17 protein-coding genes are annotated in these 18573 nt (G+C 39.9%); 4 read left to right on the top strand and 13 right to left on the bottom strand.

Translation table 11 applies throughout. From position 1 onward, the window contains the following. Window positions 1–7: 7 nt before the first annotated feature. Complete coding sequence (locus tag BGP15_RS09035; RefSeq protein WP_286769286.1) at window positions 8–1705, bottom strand: alpha/beta hydrolase family protein; 1698 nt, start codon at window positions 1703–1705, stop codon at window positions 8–10. Between the two features lie 360 nt (window positions 1706–2065). Between BGP15_RS09035 and BGP15_RS09040 the strand changes: the two genes are divergently transcribed. Further along, the gene (locus tag BGP15_RS09040; RefSeq protein WP_286752904.1) at window positions 2066–2356 is read left to right on the top strand and encodes a DUF4286 family protein; all 291 of its coding nucleotides are present in this window, start codon (window positions 2066–2068) and stop codon (window positions 2354–2356) included. Between the two features lie 20 nt (window positions 2357–2376). Here BGP15_RS09040 and BGP15_RS09045 read toward each other — a convergent pair whose 3' ends face one another. The 6 genes from BGP15_RS09045 to BGP15_RS09070 all read right to left on the bottom strand — a co-directional run bounded on the left by BGP15_RS09045 (window position 2377) and on the right by BGP15_RS09070 (window position 6517). Continuing rightward, window positions 2377–2727 (bottom strand): DUF983 domain-containing protein, encoded by a 351-nt coding sequence (locus BGP15_RS09045; protein ID WP_353681981.1) that lies wholly within the window; start codon window positions 2725–2727, stop codon window positions 2377–2379. 109 nt (window positions 2728–2836) lie between these two features. Further along, window positions 2837–3100, bottom strand: a complete 264-nt coding sequence (locus BGP15_RS09050) for a CAMCR motif-containing small membrane protein (protein ID WP_046674218.1) — start codon at window positions 3098–3100, stop codon at window positions 2837–2839. 27 nt (window positions 3101–3127) lie between these two features. Beyond that, window positions 3128–3829, bottom strand: coding sequence for an RluA family pseudouridine synthase (locus tag BGP15_RS09055; protein WP_286769288.1), 702 nt, complete (start codon window positions 3827–3829; stop codon window positions 3128–3130). A 139-nt stretch (window positions 3830–3968) separates the two neighbouring features. Next, the gene (locus BGP15_RS09060; RefSeq protein ID WP_046674220.1) at window positions 3969–4973 is read right to left on the bottom strand and encodes an MlaD family protein; all 1005 of its coding nucleotides are present in this window, start codon (window positions 4971–4973) and stop codon (window positions 3969–3971) included. A 5-nt stretch (window positions 4974–4978) separates the two neighbouring features. Continuing rightward, window positions 4979–5752 carry an ABC transporter ATP-binding protein gene (locus BGP15_RS09065; protein WP_046674221.1) on the bottom strand — a complete coding sequence of 258 codons (774 nt, stop codon included), beginning with the start codon at window positions 5750–5752 and terminating at the stop codon, window positions 4979–4981. Window positions 5753–5758: 6 nt separating this feature from the next. After that, on the bottom strand, window positions 5759–6517 hold the full coding sequence (locus BGP15_RS09070; protein WP_046674222.1) for an MlaE family ABC transporter permease: 759 nt from the start codon (window positions 6515–6517) through the stop codon (window positions 5759–5761). A 254-nt stretch (window positions 6518–6771) separates the two neighbouring features. On the opposite strand from BGP15_RS09070, the gene BGP15_RS09075 reads away from it, so the two are divergent. From BGP15_RS09075 to BGP15_RS09085, 3 genes are all read left to right on the top strand, one after another. Next, window positions 6772–8301, top strand: coding sequence for a DUF6600 domain-containing protein (locus BGP15_RS09075; protein WP_286769289.1), 1530 nt, complete (start codon window positions 6772–6774; stop codon window positions 8299–8301). A 159-nt stretch (window positions 8302–8460) separates the two neighbouring features. After that, a complete protein-coding gene (pncB, locus tag BGP15_RS09080; RefSeq protein ID WP_070567330.1) occupies window positions 8461–9642 on the top strand; it encodes a nicotinate phosphoribosyltransferase in 1182 nt (393 codons plus the stop codon). After that, on the top strand, window positions 9635–10336 hold the full coding sequence (locus BGP15_RS09085; RefSeq protein WP_286752909.1) for a class I SAM-dependent methyltransferase: 702 nt from the start codon (window positions 9635–9637) through the stop codon (window positions 10334–10336). Before pncB ends, BGP15_RS09085 begins: the two co-directional genes overlap by 8 nt. 26 nt (window positions 10337–10362) lie before the next feature. On the opposite strand, the gene BGP15_RS09090 is transcribed toward BGP15_RS09085, so the two are convergent. From BGP15_RS09090 to BGP15_RS09115, 6 genes are all read right to left on the bottom strand, one after another. Beyond that, the gene (locus tag BGP15_RS09090; RefSeq protein ID WP_070567332.1) at window positions 10363–11295 is read right to left on the bottom strand and encodes a DUF4097 family beta strand repeat-containing protein; all 933 of its coding nucleotides are present in this window, start codon (window positions 11293–11295) and stop codon (window positions 10363–10365) included. A 97-nt stretch (window positions 11296–11392) separates the two neighbouring features. Continuing rightward, the gene (locus BGP15_RS09095) at window positions 11393–12214 is read right to left on the bottom strand and encodes a hypothetical protein (RefSeq protein WP_286769290.1); all 822 of its coding nucleotides are present in this window, start codon (window positions 12212–12214) and stop codon (window positions 11393–11395) included. Further along, entirely contained in the window at window positions 12204–12761 is a 558-nt protein-coding gene (locus BGP15_RS09100; protein WP_046674226.1) for an RNA polymerase sigma factor, read from the bottom strand. The genes BGP15_RS09095 and BGP15_RS09100 overlap by 11 nt, the downstream gene beginning before the upstream one ends. Window positions 12762–12989: 228 nt before the next feature. Continuing rightward, window positions 12990–13472 carry a hypothetical protein gene (locus BGP15_RS09105; RefSeq protein WP_286752911.1) on the bottom strand — a complete coding sequence of 161 codons (483 nt, stop codon included), beginning with the start codon at window positions 13470–13472 and terminating at the stop codon, window positions 12990–12992. Between the two features lie 68 nt (window positions 13473–13540). Then, the gene (locus BGP15_RS09110; RefSeq protein ID WP_159332819.1) at window positions 13541–15136 is read right to left on the bottom strand and encodes a SusD/RagB family nutrient-binding outer membrane lipoprotein; all 1596 of its coding nucleotides are present in this window, start codon (window positions 15134–15136) and stop codon (window positions 13541–13543) included. Between the two features lie 12 nt (window positions 15137–15148). Then, window positions 15149–18490 carry a SusC/RagA family TonB-linked outer membrane protein gene (locus BGP15_RS09115; RefSeq protein WP_286769291.1) on the bottom strand — a complete coding sequence of 1114 codons (3342 nt, stop codon included), beginning with the start codon at window positions 18488–18490 and terminating at the stop codon, window positions 15149–15151. Between the last annotated feature and the right edge of the window lie 83 nt (window positions 18491–18573).

Genomic DNA, 18573 nt, shown 5'->3' on the forward strand with positions numbered 1-18573 from the left:
CCCGCCTTTAGTCTACAAGATATTTCGCCAAAAATCGCTCCAGCTCATTATAGTAACCAAAGACATTCTCATCCCGTTTAAAAGTTCTATCTTCATCCTCTTTCAGGATGTATTGCACAGGAACATTATTATTCTTTAATTTCTGCACAAATTGATTTGCGTCCGGAACCGAACTAAATCGATCTTTCCCCCCTTGGACCAATAACACCGGTATCTTTACTTTATCCGAATGAAAAACAGGTGAAATATTTTTGAATAGTTCTGCCTCCCGAATCGGATTTCCAACGATTTGATACATTTTCTGCACATAAGATTTAAAGTATGGCGGAATATCCCTAAAGTAAGTGAATAGATTGGTATAACCGGAATAAGACACGGCGCACTTATATAGATCAGAATTAAAACAGGCTGCATGTAGCGCAGAATAGCCCCCAAAACCTTTCCCTACAATAGCGACACGTTCCCGATCAGCAATTCCTTCTTTAATCAGCCATTTCACCCCATCGGTAATATCATCCTGAATCTTCCCGCCCCATTCTTTAAATCCCGCCGTCCAAAACTTCTTGCCAAAACCTGTTGAACCTCTATAGTTCATCTGAAAAACTAAATATCCCCGATTTGCCAAGAATTGGGCCTCATTGTCAAATCCCCATACTTCCCGCCCATTTGGCCCATCATGAGGCAATACAACCATTGGAAGATCTTTGCGATTGGAATGTATGGGGTAAGTCAGATAGCCTGAAATCTGAATACCATCGCGTGCTGTATAGGTGATATACTCATTGGGCGATAGCTCTTTGTCTTTTAGATCGGAATTATTATCTGTTAGCTTTGTTAATTTTTGCGTCGAAAAGTCATAAAAATAAATACCCCCTGGATTTACGTCCGTATAGGTTTTGATAATTACTTTGTCACCCGAAATGTCGGTATTTAGCACCTGAAATTCAAATCCATCGATCTGCTTGGACAACTGATCATATTTCTTTTTGGTAGCTTCATCAAAAAAATGCCTATTTTGTCTAGAGGTACTGTAATTTACGAACAATAGCTTATTTTGTTCCGTAAAATACCCTCCAGGACTCACATCAACATCTTTATGGCTGTAAAGTTCCCCTAACTCCTTCTGGTTTGCCAAATCATAGCTAACCAATGCCAGTTTATCCCGGTCTATATTGGATAAGGCATAAATGATCGCATCAGAACTATCTTGATAACCCAAAGGTGTAAAACTGCTCTCCACATCACAGCGTATAATCTCTTTAAAAGGTTCTTTCTCGGAACTTCGATAGAGCACAGACTGCTGTACGGAATCATTGGCTACCGCCAATCTTACCTGCCCATCATTGGACACAACCCAAGAACTCATATTTCCCGGATTCTGTAAAACCAATTCCCGTGGTCTCCCATCTAAATAGATGCGGTAAAGGTCAAAAAATGAAGAATCACGATCGTTGATTCCCGCAATAAAACTATCGCTTCCGGTCACCAGGGCATGAACCCACCGAAATCGTCCCCGAACCGGTTTAATTAATGGCCAAATTTTCTCTGTATTGATATCCACAGCATATAAACGTAAACTATCCTGTGTGGATTGCTCTGTCAAAAACGAAATTTTTGAATCATTATTCCAAGCAAAAGATTTTACATTAATATCATTTTGATACGTAAGCTGCTTGGAACTATCCTGATGAACCAAATCTATCAAATAGATATTTTTGCAATGATTGTCTAGGCCAATGTAAGCTATAAATCGACCATTTGGGGAAATCTTAAAATTTGATTTTTCAGGTGTAGAAAAAAATTGATTTATTGGAATACGATCAACGCTATGTCGTTGACACCCCAACATGATCATGGCAGAAAAAAACAAACCTATCCAAAATTTCATCCTCATAATCCCAGTTACATCCTTATCATTTATTCCAAATATTGCAATTAAATACGAAATTGCATTAAATGCAACCTTATTTTTACAAGATATAGTAATTAAATGTAATATTCAAACTTATCTCCCTTCTGCTCTTTAGATTCTTTTTTATAGCAGAAAAATAGCGTATTTTTGTGTATGTTTTTATACAACGTCTCCGTTATCGCAGAAGAAACAATCCATCAAGAGGTCGTTTCATGGATTCAGGATAATATCGTGCAATCCCAAAAATTTCAAGTGCATTTTCTGGAAATGCTCCAGTCGCCGCATGAAGGTATGACCTATTGCATCCAAGTCATACTTCCTACAGAAGAGCTTGTAGCAGATTTTCAGCAAGTGCATCTCATTCCATTACAACAACTCATTTCAGAAGTATATAAAGACAAGGTTTTCCTTTTTGACAGTACCATGAAGTATCTAAAAAAATAAAAGAGCTCTTTAGCGCTCTTTTATTTTTTTAGATCATTAATACCGTTACTATCTTTGGTAAGGTTCTTATTATACGTTTCACCTATCTCTGCTGCCAATTCATAACGTTGATCATAACTGATTTTTGGCGTTAAAAAATGAAGTAAAATCAAACGGGCATATCTAAAATTAAAAGGTGCAAAGACCAAAATGGTTACAGCTAGACCAATCAGATAAAGCCACGGAGACTCGCTTCCAGTCAAAATTGCGATAGCAACAGATACAGTAACAATCTCAGCGACAGACAAAGCATAACTCACATACATCGCAGCGTAGAAGTAACCTGGCTCAACCTCGTACTTGACGCCACAATATGGGCAAGTATCATTCATATGCTGCTTGTGTAAACTGTAGACCTTTCCTACAAATACATTACCAATATGACACTTTGGGCATTTGGAGTGTATCATTGCATGGAATTTGGATGTGGGCATTAAGAATCTATTTTATTTCGTTTATAAATTTCTTTGTTACAGGGCTCTTCTTACGGTACTTCTTATACCATAAATAACCAAGGCCTGCCGCGGCAAGATAAGGTATTACCAACAGAAACAAGATACCGTCATTCAGACCTCTTCCTTGCATATTCCCTTCCTTCGTAGAATTCTCAGCGTTCAATGTACACATCGCACACTGTCCGTAAGAAACAGATACAGCCGAGCAGCTTAAGGTAAATATTAGGAGTAAATATTTAAACCATTTCATAACACAAAGGTACTGAAATTTTAGCGATTAGCGTGCCAAAGATTCAAATTTATCCCAAAAGCCATCTTTAGGCAGTGAAGCTATCACTTCCATCTTATCCTTTTTAATTGGATGTGTAAAGACCAATGAACGCGAATGTAAACAGATACTGCCCAAAGAACTACCTCTTGGGTATCCATACTTATTATCGCCAACAATAGGACAGCCCATCGCTGCAAGTTGCGCACGAATTTGATGTGTACGACCTGTTAAAGGTTCTATTCGCAGCAAATAGAATCCATTCAACTCACCCACCAAGGTATAATCCAACTCAGCATAACTTCCACCTTTCACCTCCCGTGGAAAAGCCTTTGTTACGCGCGTTTGTCTATTTCTAACCAACCAATTGATCAGTTTCCCCTCCGTTTTTCGCGGACGTTGTCTGACGATTGCCAAATAGGTCTTTTTCACATGTCTATCCTGAAAAAATTTATTCATTCGCTCTAGCGCCTTGCTTGTTTTGGCGAACAAAATCATACCACTAACAGGTCTATCTAATCGATGAATAACACCAACAAAGGCATCATTTGGCTTATCATATTTCTTTTTCAAATATACTTTCACCATATCCTCTAAAGATAGGTCTCCTGTTTCATCCACCTGCACAATATCCCCGGCTTTCTTATTTATAGCGATGAGATGATTGTCTTCGTAGATGACGTCTTTATCTGTAATTTCAGTATGATTCATTTTTTCAAATTAAAAGGGGGTATCCAAATGCTATACAGAGCTAAATGTCTGTTGAATTGGAGCCCATATTGACGGTATTATTTATTAAAAAAGGCTCTACGCAAGCGTACAGCCTTTCATTATGTTCTTTTTAATCCACTTATTTCGTCGTGTCCGCTTTAAGCAACTCAGCTTTTTTAGCATCCTCTTTCATCTTCTTTTTAAAGAAACCACGTAATAAGAAATTATGTTGCAACGCTTCCATATTTTCATCCAATTTCGCGGTACTCGAATTCAGGTTATTGATTGCCGATTTAATCTGATTTGCTGATGCTGGATCATTCAACAAAACGCCCACCGCATTATCTTTATCATTCAAGCGGCCAGATGCATTATTCAAATTGTTTATCAATGCATTTGCTGTCTGGGAAACTCCTTGCAACTGCGCTGCAGACTGACGCAGATTAGAGAATATAGCGGTATCGGTCGTTAAATCATGAATCAAGCCCTTATTGCTATTTAAAGAGTTTGTCAAGGTGACCAAATTAGCAGAAGCTTTGTTTGCATTATTCATTGCAGCACTGATCGATAATAACGTCGCACGCAATGTATTTACCATGGACGTATCGGTCAACATCGCGCCAACCATTCCTTTTCCATCCGCCAATCCACGTGATATTTCTACAAAGTCAGTGGTAATCTTTGCTAAGTTTTCATTATTTACCTGCAATGTTTCCATCATCGCTTCCATGTCCGCAGTCTTCGCCGAACGCAAGAAATCACCTGTCTCCACAGTGGGCGCGTTTTGCGATCCTCCAGAAATCACTACGATCTTGTTACCGATCAAACCATCCGAGCCCAATTTTGTTACGGCATCTTTACGAATATACTCAGCAGATTTCTCCTCAATGGTCAATACCACCTCAACATCCTGCACGCTTTTAAAATGTATATTCTTAATGATCCCGACCTTAACCCCAGAAAACCAGACATTACTCCCCACCTTCAATCCAGCGACATCGGGAAATGAAGTCGTAATTTCAATATTTCTAGTAAATTTCTTTTGCTGGCTACCCAAAATAAAAATACCCGCTAAAAGAATCAATACGCCTAAAAAAACAAAAATACCGACAATGATTGCTCTTTTATTTTCTGCCTTACTCATGAATATTATAGAATAAAATTATAATTATAAAACGCTCTTACTCGTGCGTCATCTGTATCAAAAATTTCTTCAAAAGACCCCTGTCTTTCAAACTTACCATCCAACAACATCACAATCCGGTCTCCCACTTCTTTCGCACAAGCCAAATCGTGCGTGATAATAATTGATGCTGTTTTATACCTCTCCTGAACCTCGTTAATCAATCCATTAATCTCCAAACAAGTAATCGGATCGAGCCCTGCTGTTGGCTCATCGTACATCATGATTTCAGGTCTAAGAATCAGGGTACGCGCAATACCAATTCGCTTCCGCTGTCCACCAGACAACTCTGAAGGCATCTGATTGATCGCTTGCGAAAGCCCTACACCATCCAACACCTCTTCTACAGCTTGATTGATCTCCGAACGTGTTAAGTTGCGTTTATTTCGAACCAATGGAAATTCCAAATTTTCGCGCACAGTCATACTGTCATAAAGTGCGCTATTCTGAAAAGAAAACCCTATTTTCAAACGTAATTCACGCAATTCACGATCATTTAATTCAAGAACTGACTCTCCCAAAACATTGATCGTCCCCTCATCCGGTCTTAATAAGCCCGAAATCAATTTGATCAACACCGATTTCCCTGTTCCAGAACGCCCAAGCACAACGAGATTTTCTTCTTTATATAAATCCAGATTGACACCACGTAGGACGTGATTATCACCGAAAGATTTACTAACATCCCTAATTTCAATGACCGGCTTCGAATGGTCGATGGTTGACTTAATCTTTTCCATAGCTCACTATCCAAAGAACGATAAAACTTGAACAATAATTATTTCCTCAATAAAGACAAGGAACATCGAAGCTACAACGGCCGCATTCGCTGCCTTTCCAACACCTTCAGTTCCCTTTGAAGAAAAATAACCGCAATAACAACTTACAGCTCCAATGGTAAAACCAAATATAACTGCCCGCAACACCATAGCGCCTAAATCCTTAAATGCTATCGTTTCAAATACTTGCGTAAAAAAACTCAAAAAACTTAAGTCATCTTTACTCATCATACTTAGGTAACCACCTAAAAGGCCTATACCTGCCACATAAAAACACAGTACTGGAATTCCAATAGTTGTAGCTAATATTCTACTTACAATAAGAAACTTATATGGATTAGTCCCCGAAACTTCCATCGCATCGATTTGCTCCGTGACATTCATCGAACTTAGTTCTGCCCCAATTTGCGAGCCCACTTTACCCGAAGCTATTAAAGCCGTCACCAATGGTGCTAATGCACGAACAATAGCGATCGAAATAAGCGAAGGCAACATCGAAGTCGCTCCAAATTCCTCCAAAGAAGGACGTGACTGTTTTGTAAAAACAAATCCAACAATAAATCCCGTTAAACTGATCAAAGGCAACGATTTATAGCCTATTTCATAGCACTGACGGACAATCTCTTTAAATTCATAGGGTGGAGTTACCAATTCACGCCAAAACCGTAGCAAAAAACGGTGAATGTTTGCAAATTCTAGAAAAAAAGTCTGAAGTTTTTTAGCCATTTAAATGATGTCTATTTCAAATTAATGTGTTTTAAAACACGTCTTATGCTGAACAAACACGTAGCAATTCGAGCGGTAAAGGTAAATAAAAATATGTATCTAAAATTGTCGTTTATGTAAAAAGATCATCAATTTGACTTTTATATATAAAAAATCAGATTTCTAATGTACCGATTAAACCATTTTATACGTTATGCTGTCATAATAACAAAGACAATAGCATAGAGTTTGTCACACTTTTAAATATTACAGAAATGAAAAATTTAGGCAACATAAAATATTGGGTACTTGGTTTTATCGGTATCGCTTCTTTTTCAAGTTGCGCTACTTCAATGGCCCAACGGGGTGGATATAATAATGGTTATAACAATACTGGTTATAACAATTATAACAATGATGGAGTTTCGTTCCAGCTATTCTATGATCAGCTTTCACCTTATGGACAATGGGTTAATGATCCCAATTATGGCTATGTTTGGATCCCGGACGTTGGTCCGAACTTCCAGCCCTATGCAACCAATGGTTATTGGACAATGACTGACTTTGGAAATACCTGGGTATCCAATTATGACTGGGGTTGGGCCCCTTTCCACTATGGTCGCTGGAACTACAATGACCGTTATGGCTGGGGATGGGTTCCTGACTATGAATGGGGACCAGCATGGGTAAATTGGCGTCAAAGTAATGACTACTACGGTTGGGCTCCTCTGGGCCCAGGCATGAATATTAATGTATCTGTTAATATTCCAATGAACTTTTGGACATTTGTGGGAGTCAATCACTTTATGCGGCGAGACATGGATAGATATTATGTTAATAGAAGAAATTACAATAATATCTACAACAGAACCACCATTATCAATAATACCACGATAATTAACAACAACTATTATGTTGGCGGTCCGCGAAGATCCGATATTGAACGTTCGACAGGAAGAAGCGTAACAGTGAATAGAATCGCAAGTGTCGATAGACCTGGGTCTGTTCGCAGTAGCAGCAACCGCAGTAATGAAATCAGTATGTACCGTCCGAATGTAGACCATAATACAAGATCCTCTGCACGCCCCACGAATGTCGTAGATGCTTCTACCCGAACACGAAATAACAATAGTGAGATTTCAGATCGAACCAATCGTGTCATAACCAACAGAGATAACATCGACTCGAGATCAGGAAATCGTGAGTTATATATTGACAACAGTGGAAATGCTTCTGTAAGGTCTCGTAATGATGCCAACAGCGGTGGTTCAAGCCGTAGTTCAATTAATAATACTCGAACCGGAGACAATGGTACTATAAATAGAAATACGAATGGTACACAACCTAATTCGAATAACTATGATTTTAGAACGCGATCAAGTCGCCAGTCGGATGCTTCAAACAATAACAACCCTACATCTACCACTAGGGATAGGCAAAATCGCTCCGTTGACAATAATGGTGTAGCCAACGGCAGAAGTACAGACTACAATAGAAACACAGATTATAATTCACGCTCGCGGTCTAGTGCGAACGGTTCCGATCAGGCTGTGCCGCCAAGAGTTGCGCAACCTACGACAACGCCGCAACGAAATGGAAATTATGATGGCAACAGAACTCGTTCGAGCCAACCTGTGTCGCAACCTGTAGCACAACCAACTCAAAATCGGAGCTACGAAAACACAAGAAGTAGATCAAATACAGACAATTCATCCTCAGTATCTCGATCAAGGTCTTCAGAAAGCTCAGGCGAACGTAACTCTGGACGTTCTTCGCAAGGATCAGAAAGATCTAGAACAAGATAATGACAGCCGAATAAAATAATAATTCACATCTGGCGGGTAAAATGAAAAATTTTACCCGCCTTTTATATGCATGTCTTTTTATATTTATCATGAACAATCCATACATTTTCACGTTAATTAGTAAATTTACCGCTTCAAACAAAAAACAGATCGATAAAGATGGCTTCATTTACCTCTATATTAGATAATGACTTTTACAAATTCACCATGCAGCATGCCGTGGTCAAGTTGTTTCCAAAGGCCAAGGCACGTTATCATTTTATTAATCGGGGACATCATAAATTTCCCGATGGTTTTGATGTACTCCTGAGGGAGGCCGTCCATGAGATGGCTAATTTGAAGTTAACAAAAGCAGAAAAGGCTTTCTTTGCCAAGACATGTCCTTATATAGACCCAACCTATTTCGATTTTCTTCAAGGTTATCGCTACGATCCCGAGGAAATCAAAATATTTCAGGATGGCCCCGACCTTGAAGTCATTATCGAAGGGTATTGGTACCGTACTATTCTTTGGGAAGTCCCATTAATGTCGCTTATCTGTGAACTTTTTTATGAATCCCAAGGTCTACAACGTGCCTCGGATGCAGCTGTGATCGCCACCGCCAAAGATAAAATCGAAAAATATAAAAAACTCAATATCACAATTGCTGATTTTGGCACGCGCAGACGTCATTCTTATGAAGTCCACGATTTGGTCGTTCGCACACTGAAGCAATACGGCGAAAAAACATTTATAGGCACCAGCAATGTACATTTAGCAATGAAATATGAGACGAAACCAATCGGCACACATGCCCATGAATGGTTTATGTTCCACGCTGCCAAATACGGATATAAAATGGCGAATCTCCTTGGCCTTGAACATTGGTCTGATGTCTACCGGGGTGACCTCGGAATAGCACTATCGGACACCTATACGACGGAAGTCTTCTTTCAGCAGTTTGACAAAAAATTAACCAAATTATTTGATGGAGTCCGACACGACAGTGGAGATCCACTTGAATTTACAGATAAGGTCATCGCACATTATAAGAAGAATGGAATCGATCCCCTCTCCAAAACAATTATATTCTCGGATGGACTGGACTATGAGAAAGTCGAAAGAATCGCGAGCTACTGTGAGGGAAAAATCTTGCATTCCTTTGGCGTTGGCACCAATTTCACCAATGATGTCGGTCTTAAACCCATGAATATCGTCATTAAGATGACCGACGCTTTGCCAGAAGATGATCAATGGACCCCGGTCATCAAACTATCTGACGAACCCATGAAACATACGGGAGATGAAGACTCCATATATATAGCAAAAAAAGTACTAATGATTGATGATGACAATGCATAGAGACGTATACGGTGAAGCTTTAGATGATTATTTCGTACATCAAGAAGAAAAATTTCCTTTAGTACTCCACACGAGTTATGGCGACCGAGACGAAATGCCGGTCGAGATTTTCTTTCGTGAACCTGATGATTTCCCTGAACTGGAATTTATTGGTCTATCCTTATGTGATGGACGTGTACTGGATGTTGGAGCTGGAGTTGGCAGCCATAGCCTTTATCTACAAGAAAAAGGTTTTGAAGTAGATGCACTGGAACTCTCGCAGACCGCCTGCCATATTATGCAACAACGCGGGGTACAACATATTATCTGCGAAGATTTCTATAAATTCGAAGGCCAAAAATACGATACACTTTTGCTTTTGATGAACGGAATAGGCCTTGCTGGCGACGTAGATGGCTTTCGAAAACTATTACAGCATAGCAAAGAATTATTGACTGAAAATGGCCAACTGATTTTTGACTCTTCAGACATCAGTTATCTGTACAAAGATTATAACATCAAAAAACCAGCGCATTATTTTGGGGAAATTCAATATCAATACGAATACAAAGGCAAAAAAGGAAACCTGTTCAAATGGCTCTACTTAGATCAGGATTTGTTGATTAAAATTTCGCACGAACTGGGCTGGGTTGTCCAAATTTTGTATGAAGATGAGAATGATCAATACCTCGTCCGCATGGAACTAAAAAAATAGCCTGTTATTCTAACAGGCTATTTTTTTTATTTCTGTGTTCTTATGTAAATATCTCCCATGGATGTTTTTAAGATAACATCCTGTCCACCACCATTCATTTTGCCTTTCACCGCATTTCCCATTGGCGTTGACTTCGGCTCTTCAGACTGTTTCTCAAACTGAAACTCGTCTGCTGCATAGATGTTCCCCATGGCTGATTTCACATCCACATTAGCACCAAAATTCTTTGGAAAGGCCACATCTACGGCCCCCATTGCTGCGACCAAAGAAATCGGTCCTTTAACAGGTTGAACAAATTTGGCCGTTACATCTCCCTGTGCAACCTTGACATTGATCGGCCCCGTCACGTTCAATAAATTCACATTCCCCATTGTACTAGCAACTTCGACCTCAGCCCGGATATCTTTTAATTCGATTTCCCCAGCATTAAACATCGCTCCACGACCGCCTTTGATCGTCACAGGCAGATCCATCGGTATCCTGATACGAATAGAATCTTCTAAGGGCATCCCTACCATACTTATTTCAGTCACCCCACCTTCTGTTTTGATATTCATACCAAGCCCTGAATTATCCGATAAGCCCGAGCCATTGATCACACGTAGGCCTTTGGCGCGGTCATTTTCTTCACTTTCCTCCACTTTGGCCGTAATCAGCACGTCTTTTCCCTTATACCCTTCGATATAAACATTATCCAATTTTAATAGGAGCTTATTCCCCAAGTTGGGCACTTTAATTTCTTTCCAGCTTTTCGGCCCATTGGAACGGCCGAATCCAGCAGAACTGTAGGTAAAATTATGATTATTACTGACAACAACTCCTGACACCGCTCTAGCCTTTTTAGGAGGATTAGGAGGTTTTGGCGCAGCAACTCCTTCAACATTTTCATTTACCTGGGCCTGCAATGCACTTGCAAAGATCAGTGCGACCCCAATCATCATTATCCTTATCTTTTTCATTTCGTTTTAGTTTTACTTTATTATGTGTCAAATAATGCATTTTAAGCTTTTTCATTGATTAACATACACAATCCGACTTCCACCTTAATATATTCCGTTATTGATTTAATAATACCGCATAAGCCTGCTCCTTCACAAATTTCAGGGTAAAGGGATCTTCGACAATTTCATTTAACTTTTCCTTTGTCGTCGCCTTCATCGTCGGATCCGCCTGTTGGGCCATCATTTGCATCAGTTCCATTTGTAAAGTGGGATCATTTTGCTCCACAAAAAAGTCCTGAACCTTTTGTTGACGTTCTTCCGGACTAAGTCCATTTAATATCGTTTCAATTGCAGCCATGCGTACATTACTGCTTTGATCTGATACAGCAGTCTTTTCTAAAGCTCCCCTACTATTCCCATCTAAGCTTCCCCCATCTTTCATCGCCAAGACAGCACTTAACCGTGTACTCGCAGAACTGGAATCTTGAAGCATCTGAACATAATCCATCTTCTCTTCCTTTTCGCGATGAGCAGCTTCGGATACGCTTACTTTTGCCAATTGTTTTCTTTTGCCTTCGATACCCGCTATTGCGTTAACCCGAGCTGAATTCTTTTGGCTATCAGAAACAATATCCATCAGGCCAGCATGATCCACATTTGTATCTCCAGTACTTTTCTGAACAGTAACCGGATGTACTGCAGCCACAGGTTTTTCTACCGCTAATTCATGATGTTGGTCAAAAGCAATAAAGGTTGCTGTCCCAACTAACAATGCTGCTGCCGCAATACTTGCCCATTTCCATAAAGGCTTAATCTTTCTTTCCTGAACAGTGGGGACTACTTGTGGCCTAATTTTATTCCATAAGTCAGCCGAAGGTTCTCTCTGATCAAATGCCTCCCGATTAGCGTTCACAAAATCTTTTAAATTATCCCGCATAATTATACCTTTCCTTCAATTGTTCGTAAATTTTCTTTTTAGCACGGTGGTATTGGCTACGTACAGCAACTGCTGTCATCCCCAATGTTTCCGCAACTTCATCATGGCTCATATTTTCAAACAGATAAAGATTGACCACCATCTTAGGTACACCGGTCAGTTGATCGATCACATTTTCCAAATCTGTCAAACGACATTCACGCCACTCTTTTTCCAGCAATTCGTCTTCGCCATCATCCTGAATTTCCAGATCATCCACCGGCGTAAAATATTGCTTATTCTTCCGTAATAATGAGATTGCCTTATTCACCCCCATTCTTCTCAACCAGGCCTCCACACTGAGCACTAAATGCCATTTATCTGATCTTGCAAAAAAATCAACAAAGGTTTCCTGTAAAATATCTTCACTTTCTTCCTGATTCGACAAAACCCGATAAATAGAATTAAAAATCTTTTTTGCATACCGATGATAGAGCTGCGCAAAGCCAGACTCGTTGCCCGTTTGGCACATCGCTAATAATTCCTTATCGCTAAGCTGATTTTGCACGTTCTAAAATTAATACTGTTAATTCTTATGTTTCTACTATGTAGTCGGGCCCCTGTTGAAAATGTTGCAATATAATTTTATTTTTTTTCTAAAATAATGCTATTATCGCATAAAAGCCTTTTAAAGGGCCTCCCAGCAAACAAAAAAAACACTCAAGAAATCTTGAGTGCCTGCATTAATAAAATAAACTTAAGAGGGATGTTAAAATTCCAGGTATAAGAATATTGATTATTTGACTTTTAAATAGGTTTCCACAATGGTATGTTTAACCCCCAATTCAGGTAAATTTTCCTCACCGGTTTGAATCAAGGTATCTCCTTTTAAAGTAAGTTTAAAATCAAACTTATTGCTTTCCCAATCCCGCATTGAACAATATTGTAGTCTTTCTTGATAGTTGACACCATCAAAAGAATAGGTACCGCCACCGGCTACAAATAGCGGTTCTTTCCCTTTACCTTTTTCCTTATCGTGGTTAAAGAAAGAAAAATGGTCATCATTGAACATTTTAAACATCTCTGTTTTACTGGTATCCGTAAAAGCGGTCACCGTATCCTTCCCTTTAATTGTCTTGCTTTCAATAAGCTTATAGGTACCGGACAAAGAAGTTGATTTTACCGCATCAACTTCTTTTTTTTCAGTATTATTTTTACATGAAAAAACAAGACAGGAAGTCGCGATCGCAAACAGCAATTGATTTTTTAGGTTTATCATATTTTATAAAAGGTTTAAAGAGGCCAAACTACGAAAGTTCAGCCTCAATCAAAAACAAACCATTGTAATTATTTATCCCACCAAACTCGACCAGACAACTTGTCTCCGCCAGGTACTGCGGCCGAAGCTGCTCTGTAGTTTTCGCCATTGATAGCCGCTTCAGTAGAAGGATAAGGGAATCTTCTTGGAATAGTCCCCGACGTTGCATTGCCTGGATAATTCACAGGAGTTAACGCTGGATAGCCACTTCTACGCCAGTTGCTCCAAGTTTCATAAAAGTCCATCATCGTTATGGTATGTGCCCAGTATTGAGTATTAATCTGCTTTAAGGCATCAGCAGCATTAAATGGATTTGCTGCCAAGTAAGTCTCGGCATCTGCATCACTTATTGCCAAGGAACCATCATATTGATTCAGATACGTAATGCTTGCCTTCACCCCTTTTTTATAATGGTCGCTCGCACTACCACCGATGCCCCAACGTTGGGCAGCCTCTGCTAAAAGCAATTCGGATTCACCGTAGGTCAAAATAAATGTCGCGCCAGTCCGCTTGATCATATTAGGATTGGGCGAAGAATATTCCGCAAAGGTCGTGTAACTTGGATCGCTACTGATGTTATACTGCGCATTTGAGCCCAAATCCTTACCGTTAGGCATCCCCTTTTGCTTGGTTGGGTCTGTGATAAAACTCCCGTTCTGTCCTTTATCCTTTTCCGATAAATACAGTTTTGTGACAGCTACCTTTTGTAACCTCGGATCATTATTGCTTTTTAGATAGTCAATAAATGTTTTAGACCATTTGACATAATAATTCTCTTGACCACCATCACCCAATAAAACTTGGCTATTTCTATTTTGCGTTACCCGAGATCCAGACTCATCATGTAAAATAAATGCATTGTCAGCATTACTGTCCATTGTCTTGCCCGCAGCCTTCTGCACATACTCTTTCGCTTTAGCTTCGTCTACTTTAACCAAACGCATCGCTGTGCGAAGCAGTAGAGAATTACCAAATTTACGCCATTTGGCAATATCACCTTTATAAATAACATCCCCAGTGACTTTATCACCATCATCCTTTAACGCTGCAGTAGCCGCTTCCAGTTCCTTCAGCAAATCAGTATAGATATCCTGCTGCTTGTCATACTTCGGTTTATAAACTTTGGTATAAAAACCCAGTCCCGCCTCCGAATAGGGAACATCGCCATACAAATCAGTTAAGCGTGCGAAAATTAAAGCTTTCCAAATACGGGCGACATTGTGGAGATTTGCATATTTTGGTTTGTCTTTTGTAAACTCAACCACATCCACAATATTACGAACCTGCTCAATATAGGCCCCTACTGTACCCGTCCCCCAATAAGCCGCGGTATAACTTTCATTCAGCATATATTTGTCCCCAGCCCAATAACTCACTACGGTCGATAAACCTTGCATCATTGTGGAAGAATAAATCAGATTTCCACGCCATGTATCGTATGCAAAATCAAAACTTCCGGTGTAAAACAACTGTGCTGAGCTCAATGTATAATTTGGATCCCAATTTTCTTTTCCGTAAGCAACTGGATCTGTATTTATCTTATCAAAATCTTTGGTACAGCTACTTTCCATAAATAATGTAGCCGCCATTAAACTAACAAATACCGGTTTAATATATCTTTTCATGATTGTTTGCAATTAGAATTTAACACTTAAATTAACACCGTAAGTACGCACTGCTGGAACACCGCCGAGTTCTAAACCCGGGAAAGTTGCATTATAGCTCGATTCTGGATCAATGTTATTTGTTTTCTTCATGATCGTCCAGAGATTGCGCGCTACAGCACTTACCGTAATTGACTTAACTTTGTTATTGAATAAGTTGGAAGGGAAAGTATACCCCATAACGACCTGTCTCAACTTTACAAAATCAGCGCTGTTTACAAATATCTTGGATACATTATTCGCTGTATTGGTATAATAAGTAGAGGCTGTTCTACCCAAGCTTTCACGATCTGCCACAGTTTCCTGATGCAATCCAAAAATGTAACCGTAGTAGTCTGTTCCTGAGAAAAGCTTTCCACCCCACTTTCCATCAATCAAGAAAGAGAAATTAAACCTTTTGTAGTTAAATTCATTGTTCCAACCTGCAAACCATTTATTCATAGCTGAACCATAAGACTTTAACTCACCCCGGTCAGGAGAACCGTCAGCCAATTTTACGATCTCGCCATTGCTATCATACTTATAATCGAAAGCCATGATCTGAAAAGCAGGCATACCAACTTTATTCATTAAGTAACCTACACCCGAACGGGACGTTGCTACCGTCTGTTCGTCCATTCCTTCAGCCAATGAAATCACTTTATTGTCGTTGTAAGAACCATTCAATGAAGACACCCATTTAAAATCTTCGGTTTTAACAACAGTAGCAGAAATCAACGCTTCAAATCCCTTATTTTGCATCTTTCCGGCATTGAGTACGGCACCGGCGTACCCGCTTGCTGAAGGGGTTGTGATAAAAGAAATCTCATCTTTCGACTTCTTGTTATACCAGGTTAGATCCAAGTTTACACGATCATTAAAAAGACGCAACTCCGTTCCAATTTCCAACTCTGTTGCTGTAGAAGCTTTCAAGGAAGAGTTCGGGATATTCACATTGTTAATAACCCCTAACGGTTGACCGTTGAGTACCTCGCTTCTAAAATTATAGGTTAGCAAGGTTTGATAAGGATCTGTTGCCTGCCCTACCTGAGCAAAACCTGCCCTCAACTTTCCAAAACTCAACCACGATGGCTTTAGATATTCTGAAAAGATAAATGATCCCGAAACTGCTGGATAAACCGAGTTCAATTTATTATCCACGCCCGGAGTTGCTAGCGTAGAAAACCAGTCAGAGCGCAAACTACCTGTCAGATAGGCGACATCTTTATAAGCAAATTCTAAGGTACCGTAAGTAGACTGTGTCTCCGATTCGCTTTCGAGATACGCTACCGATTTATTTTTTGCATTCAAAATATTGTAAACACCGAATATCGCGAAGTCGGTACCCAAATTTGTCGTTTGTCTGATTTTAGTATTTCTGTAACTCGCTCCGAGATTAGGCGTCAGGGTGTAATCACCGAAAGTGAATGACTTACCAACCAAAACATCCGCATTAATATCCGCAAATTTGGTTTCTTGTTCAGCGATTTTACCATTTTCATAATAACCCGTACCAGAAGGCAATACATTTTTATAATGATCAGTATAGCCATCCCGTCCCGCTCTTCCTTGAACAAACAAACCGTTGCCCATCGTATATTTAGCCGTAACAGAGGCTATGGAGCGGTCACGATTGGTGTTATTGATAAACTCATTTGCAGCAAACCAAGGGTTGGTCGCATACACATTGCCTGAATTATAGAGTATCTCTTTTCCATTGCCATCCTTCCATGGCTTCAAATCATTGACATTAATGCTCGTTGGCAAAAACATAACGTTGTAATTGGCGTTTCCTGCACCGTCAGAAACCATTGGACGATTTTTGACCTGCTCCAAAATCATGTTGTAACGCGCATCAATCGTCAAACCTTTGAGTGGTTCAAAAAGTCCGACCAAATTAAACGACTGTCTTTTCAGTCCCGAATTTGGAACAACAGATCTGTTATTGACATCTGTTCCCGACAGACGGATAGAGCCGCCATCAAATGATTTATTTAATGCCAGCGTATTTGTCCATGTTGAACCCGTACGATAAAACCTATCTAAATTCCCTTTTTGTAATGAATATGGTCTTGATACACCGTCAAATTGGACTACGGGAGAACCGTCCAATTTAGCTCCCCAGCTCGATCCGCCCACTTGGGCCGCTCCTGCTTGGGTTGTTGGCTTCTCACCGTTCGCCCCCTGACCATACACTGTTTGCCAATTGGTGTTGTCAATGATCTGCTCGGCAACAAGGTTACTATTGAAATCGATCGAATTACCTTTACCTGATTTTGTCGTAATGAGGATAACACCAGCTTTCGCTCTTGAGCCATATAATGCTGATGCTGCCGCACCTTTTAGAACCGAAATACTTTCAATATCGTCTGGGTTGATATTGCCGATCGCATCACCAAGATCGGGTGCATTATCCCATTGGCTTCCTGAGTTTCCCTTGGAATTAGCATTTCCAATTCCTACTGGTTTACTTTCCATGGGGATACCATTGATTACGTATAATGGCTGATTTGTCTGGTTCAAACTTGATACCCCACGGATGGTCACATTGGACGCAGCTCCAGCCCCACCAGATGTAGAACTGATATCCAATCCGGCCACCTTTCCGACAAGTGAATTCATCACATTATTTTCACGGGCTGTGGTTAGTGATTCACCGGCAACCTGCGTAACAGAGTACCCCAACGAGCGTTTCTCTTTCTTCATACCCAATGCCGTCACAACAACCTCATTGAGCATCCGATTGTCTTCCAATAAAACAATTTTCAGATCCCCCTCTTTGGTGACGGCGACTTCTTGCGAAGTATAACCTGCGAAAGAAATAATCAAGGTGTTTCCAGTTGCCGCATCGATCGTAAAACGTCCATTGATATCTGTTGCCCGCCCCACCGCGGTTCCCTTAACACGTACCGTGGCACCAGCTAAGGGATTGCCCTTATCGTCCGTGACGACACCTGCGACAGCTACCTGCTGTTGTTGACTGACAACCACAAGACCTTCCTTAGAAACGGAGTAAACCAATCCACTTTTATTGAAAAGCTTAGCCAATACATCCAATACCTTGGTATTATTCGCATTGACTGACACTTCTTTATTTAAATTTTCGTTCGTCGAATTATAGACAAAGTAATAATCACTTTGCTCTTCGATCATTTTAAGTACCTTGCTCAGTTTTGTTTTTTGGACATCCAAGGAGACTTTTTGTTGGGAAAATACATTTGCCGAAACATTCATAACAGCACACGTAGTCATAATTAAGGCTAGTTTCATCCGGATAATGAATCTAAAATGCACAATATATCCATTGCGCATTTGCAATAAGCAATTTTTAATCATATTTTAGTGTTGGTTAAAATTAATATTAAGCAGCACGCCCCAATGTTGCTGCTTTTGGTTAATCATTTTTTCAATGAAGGATG

Origin of the sequence: Sphingobacterium sp. 40-24 (assembly GCF_001899705.1) — a bacterium.
Classification (GTDB): domain Bacteria; phylum Bacteroidota; class Bacteroidia; order Sphingobacteriales; family Sphingobacteriaceae; genus Sphingobacterium; species Sphingobacterium multivorum.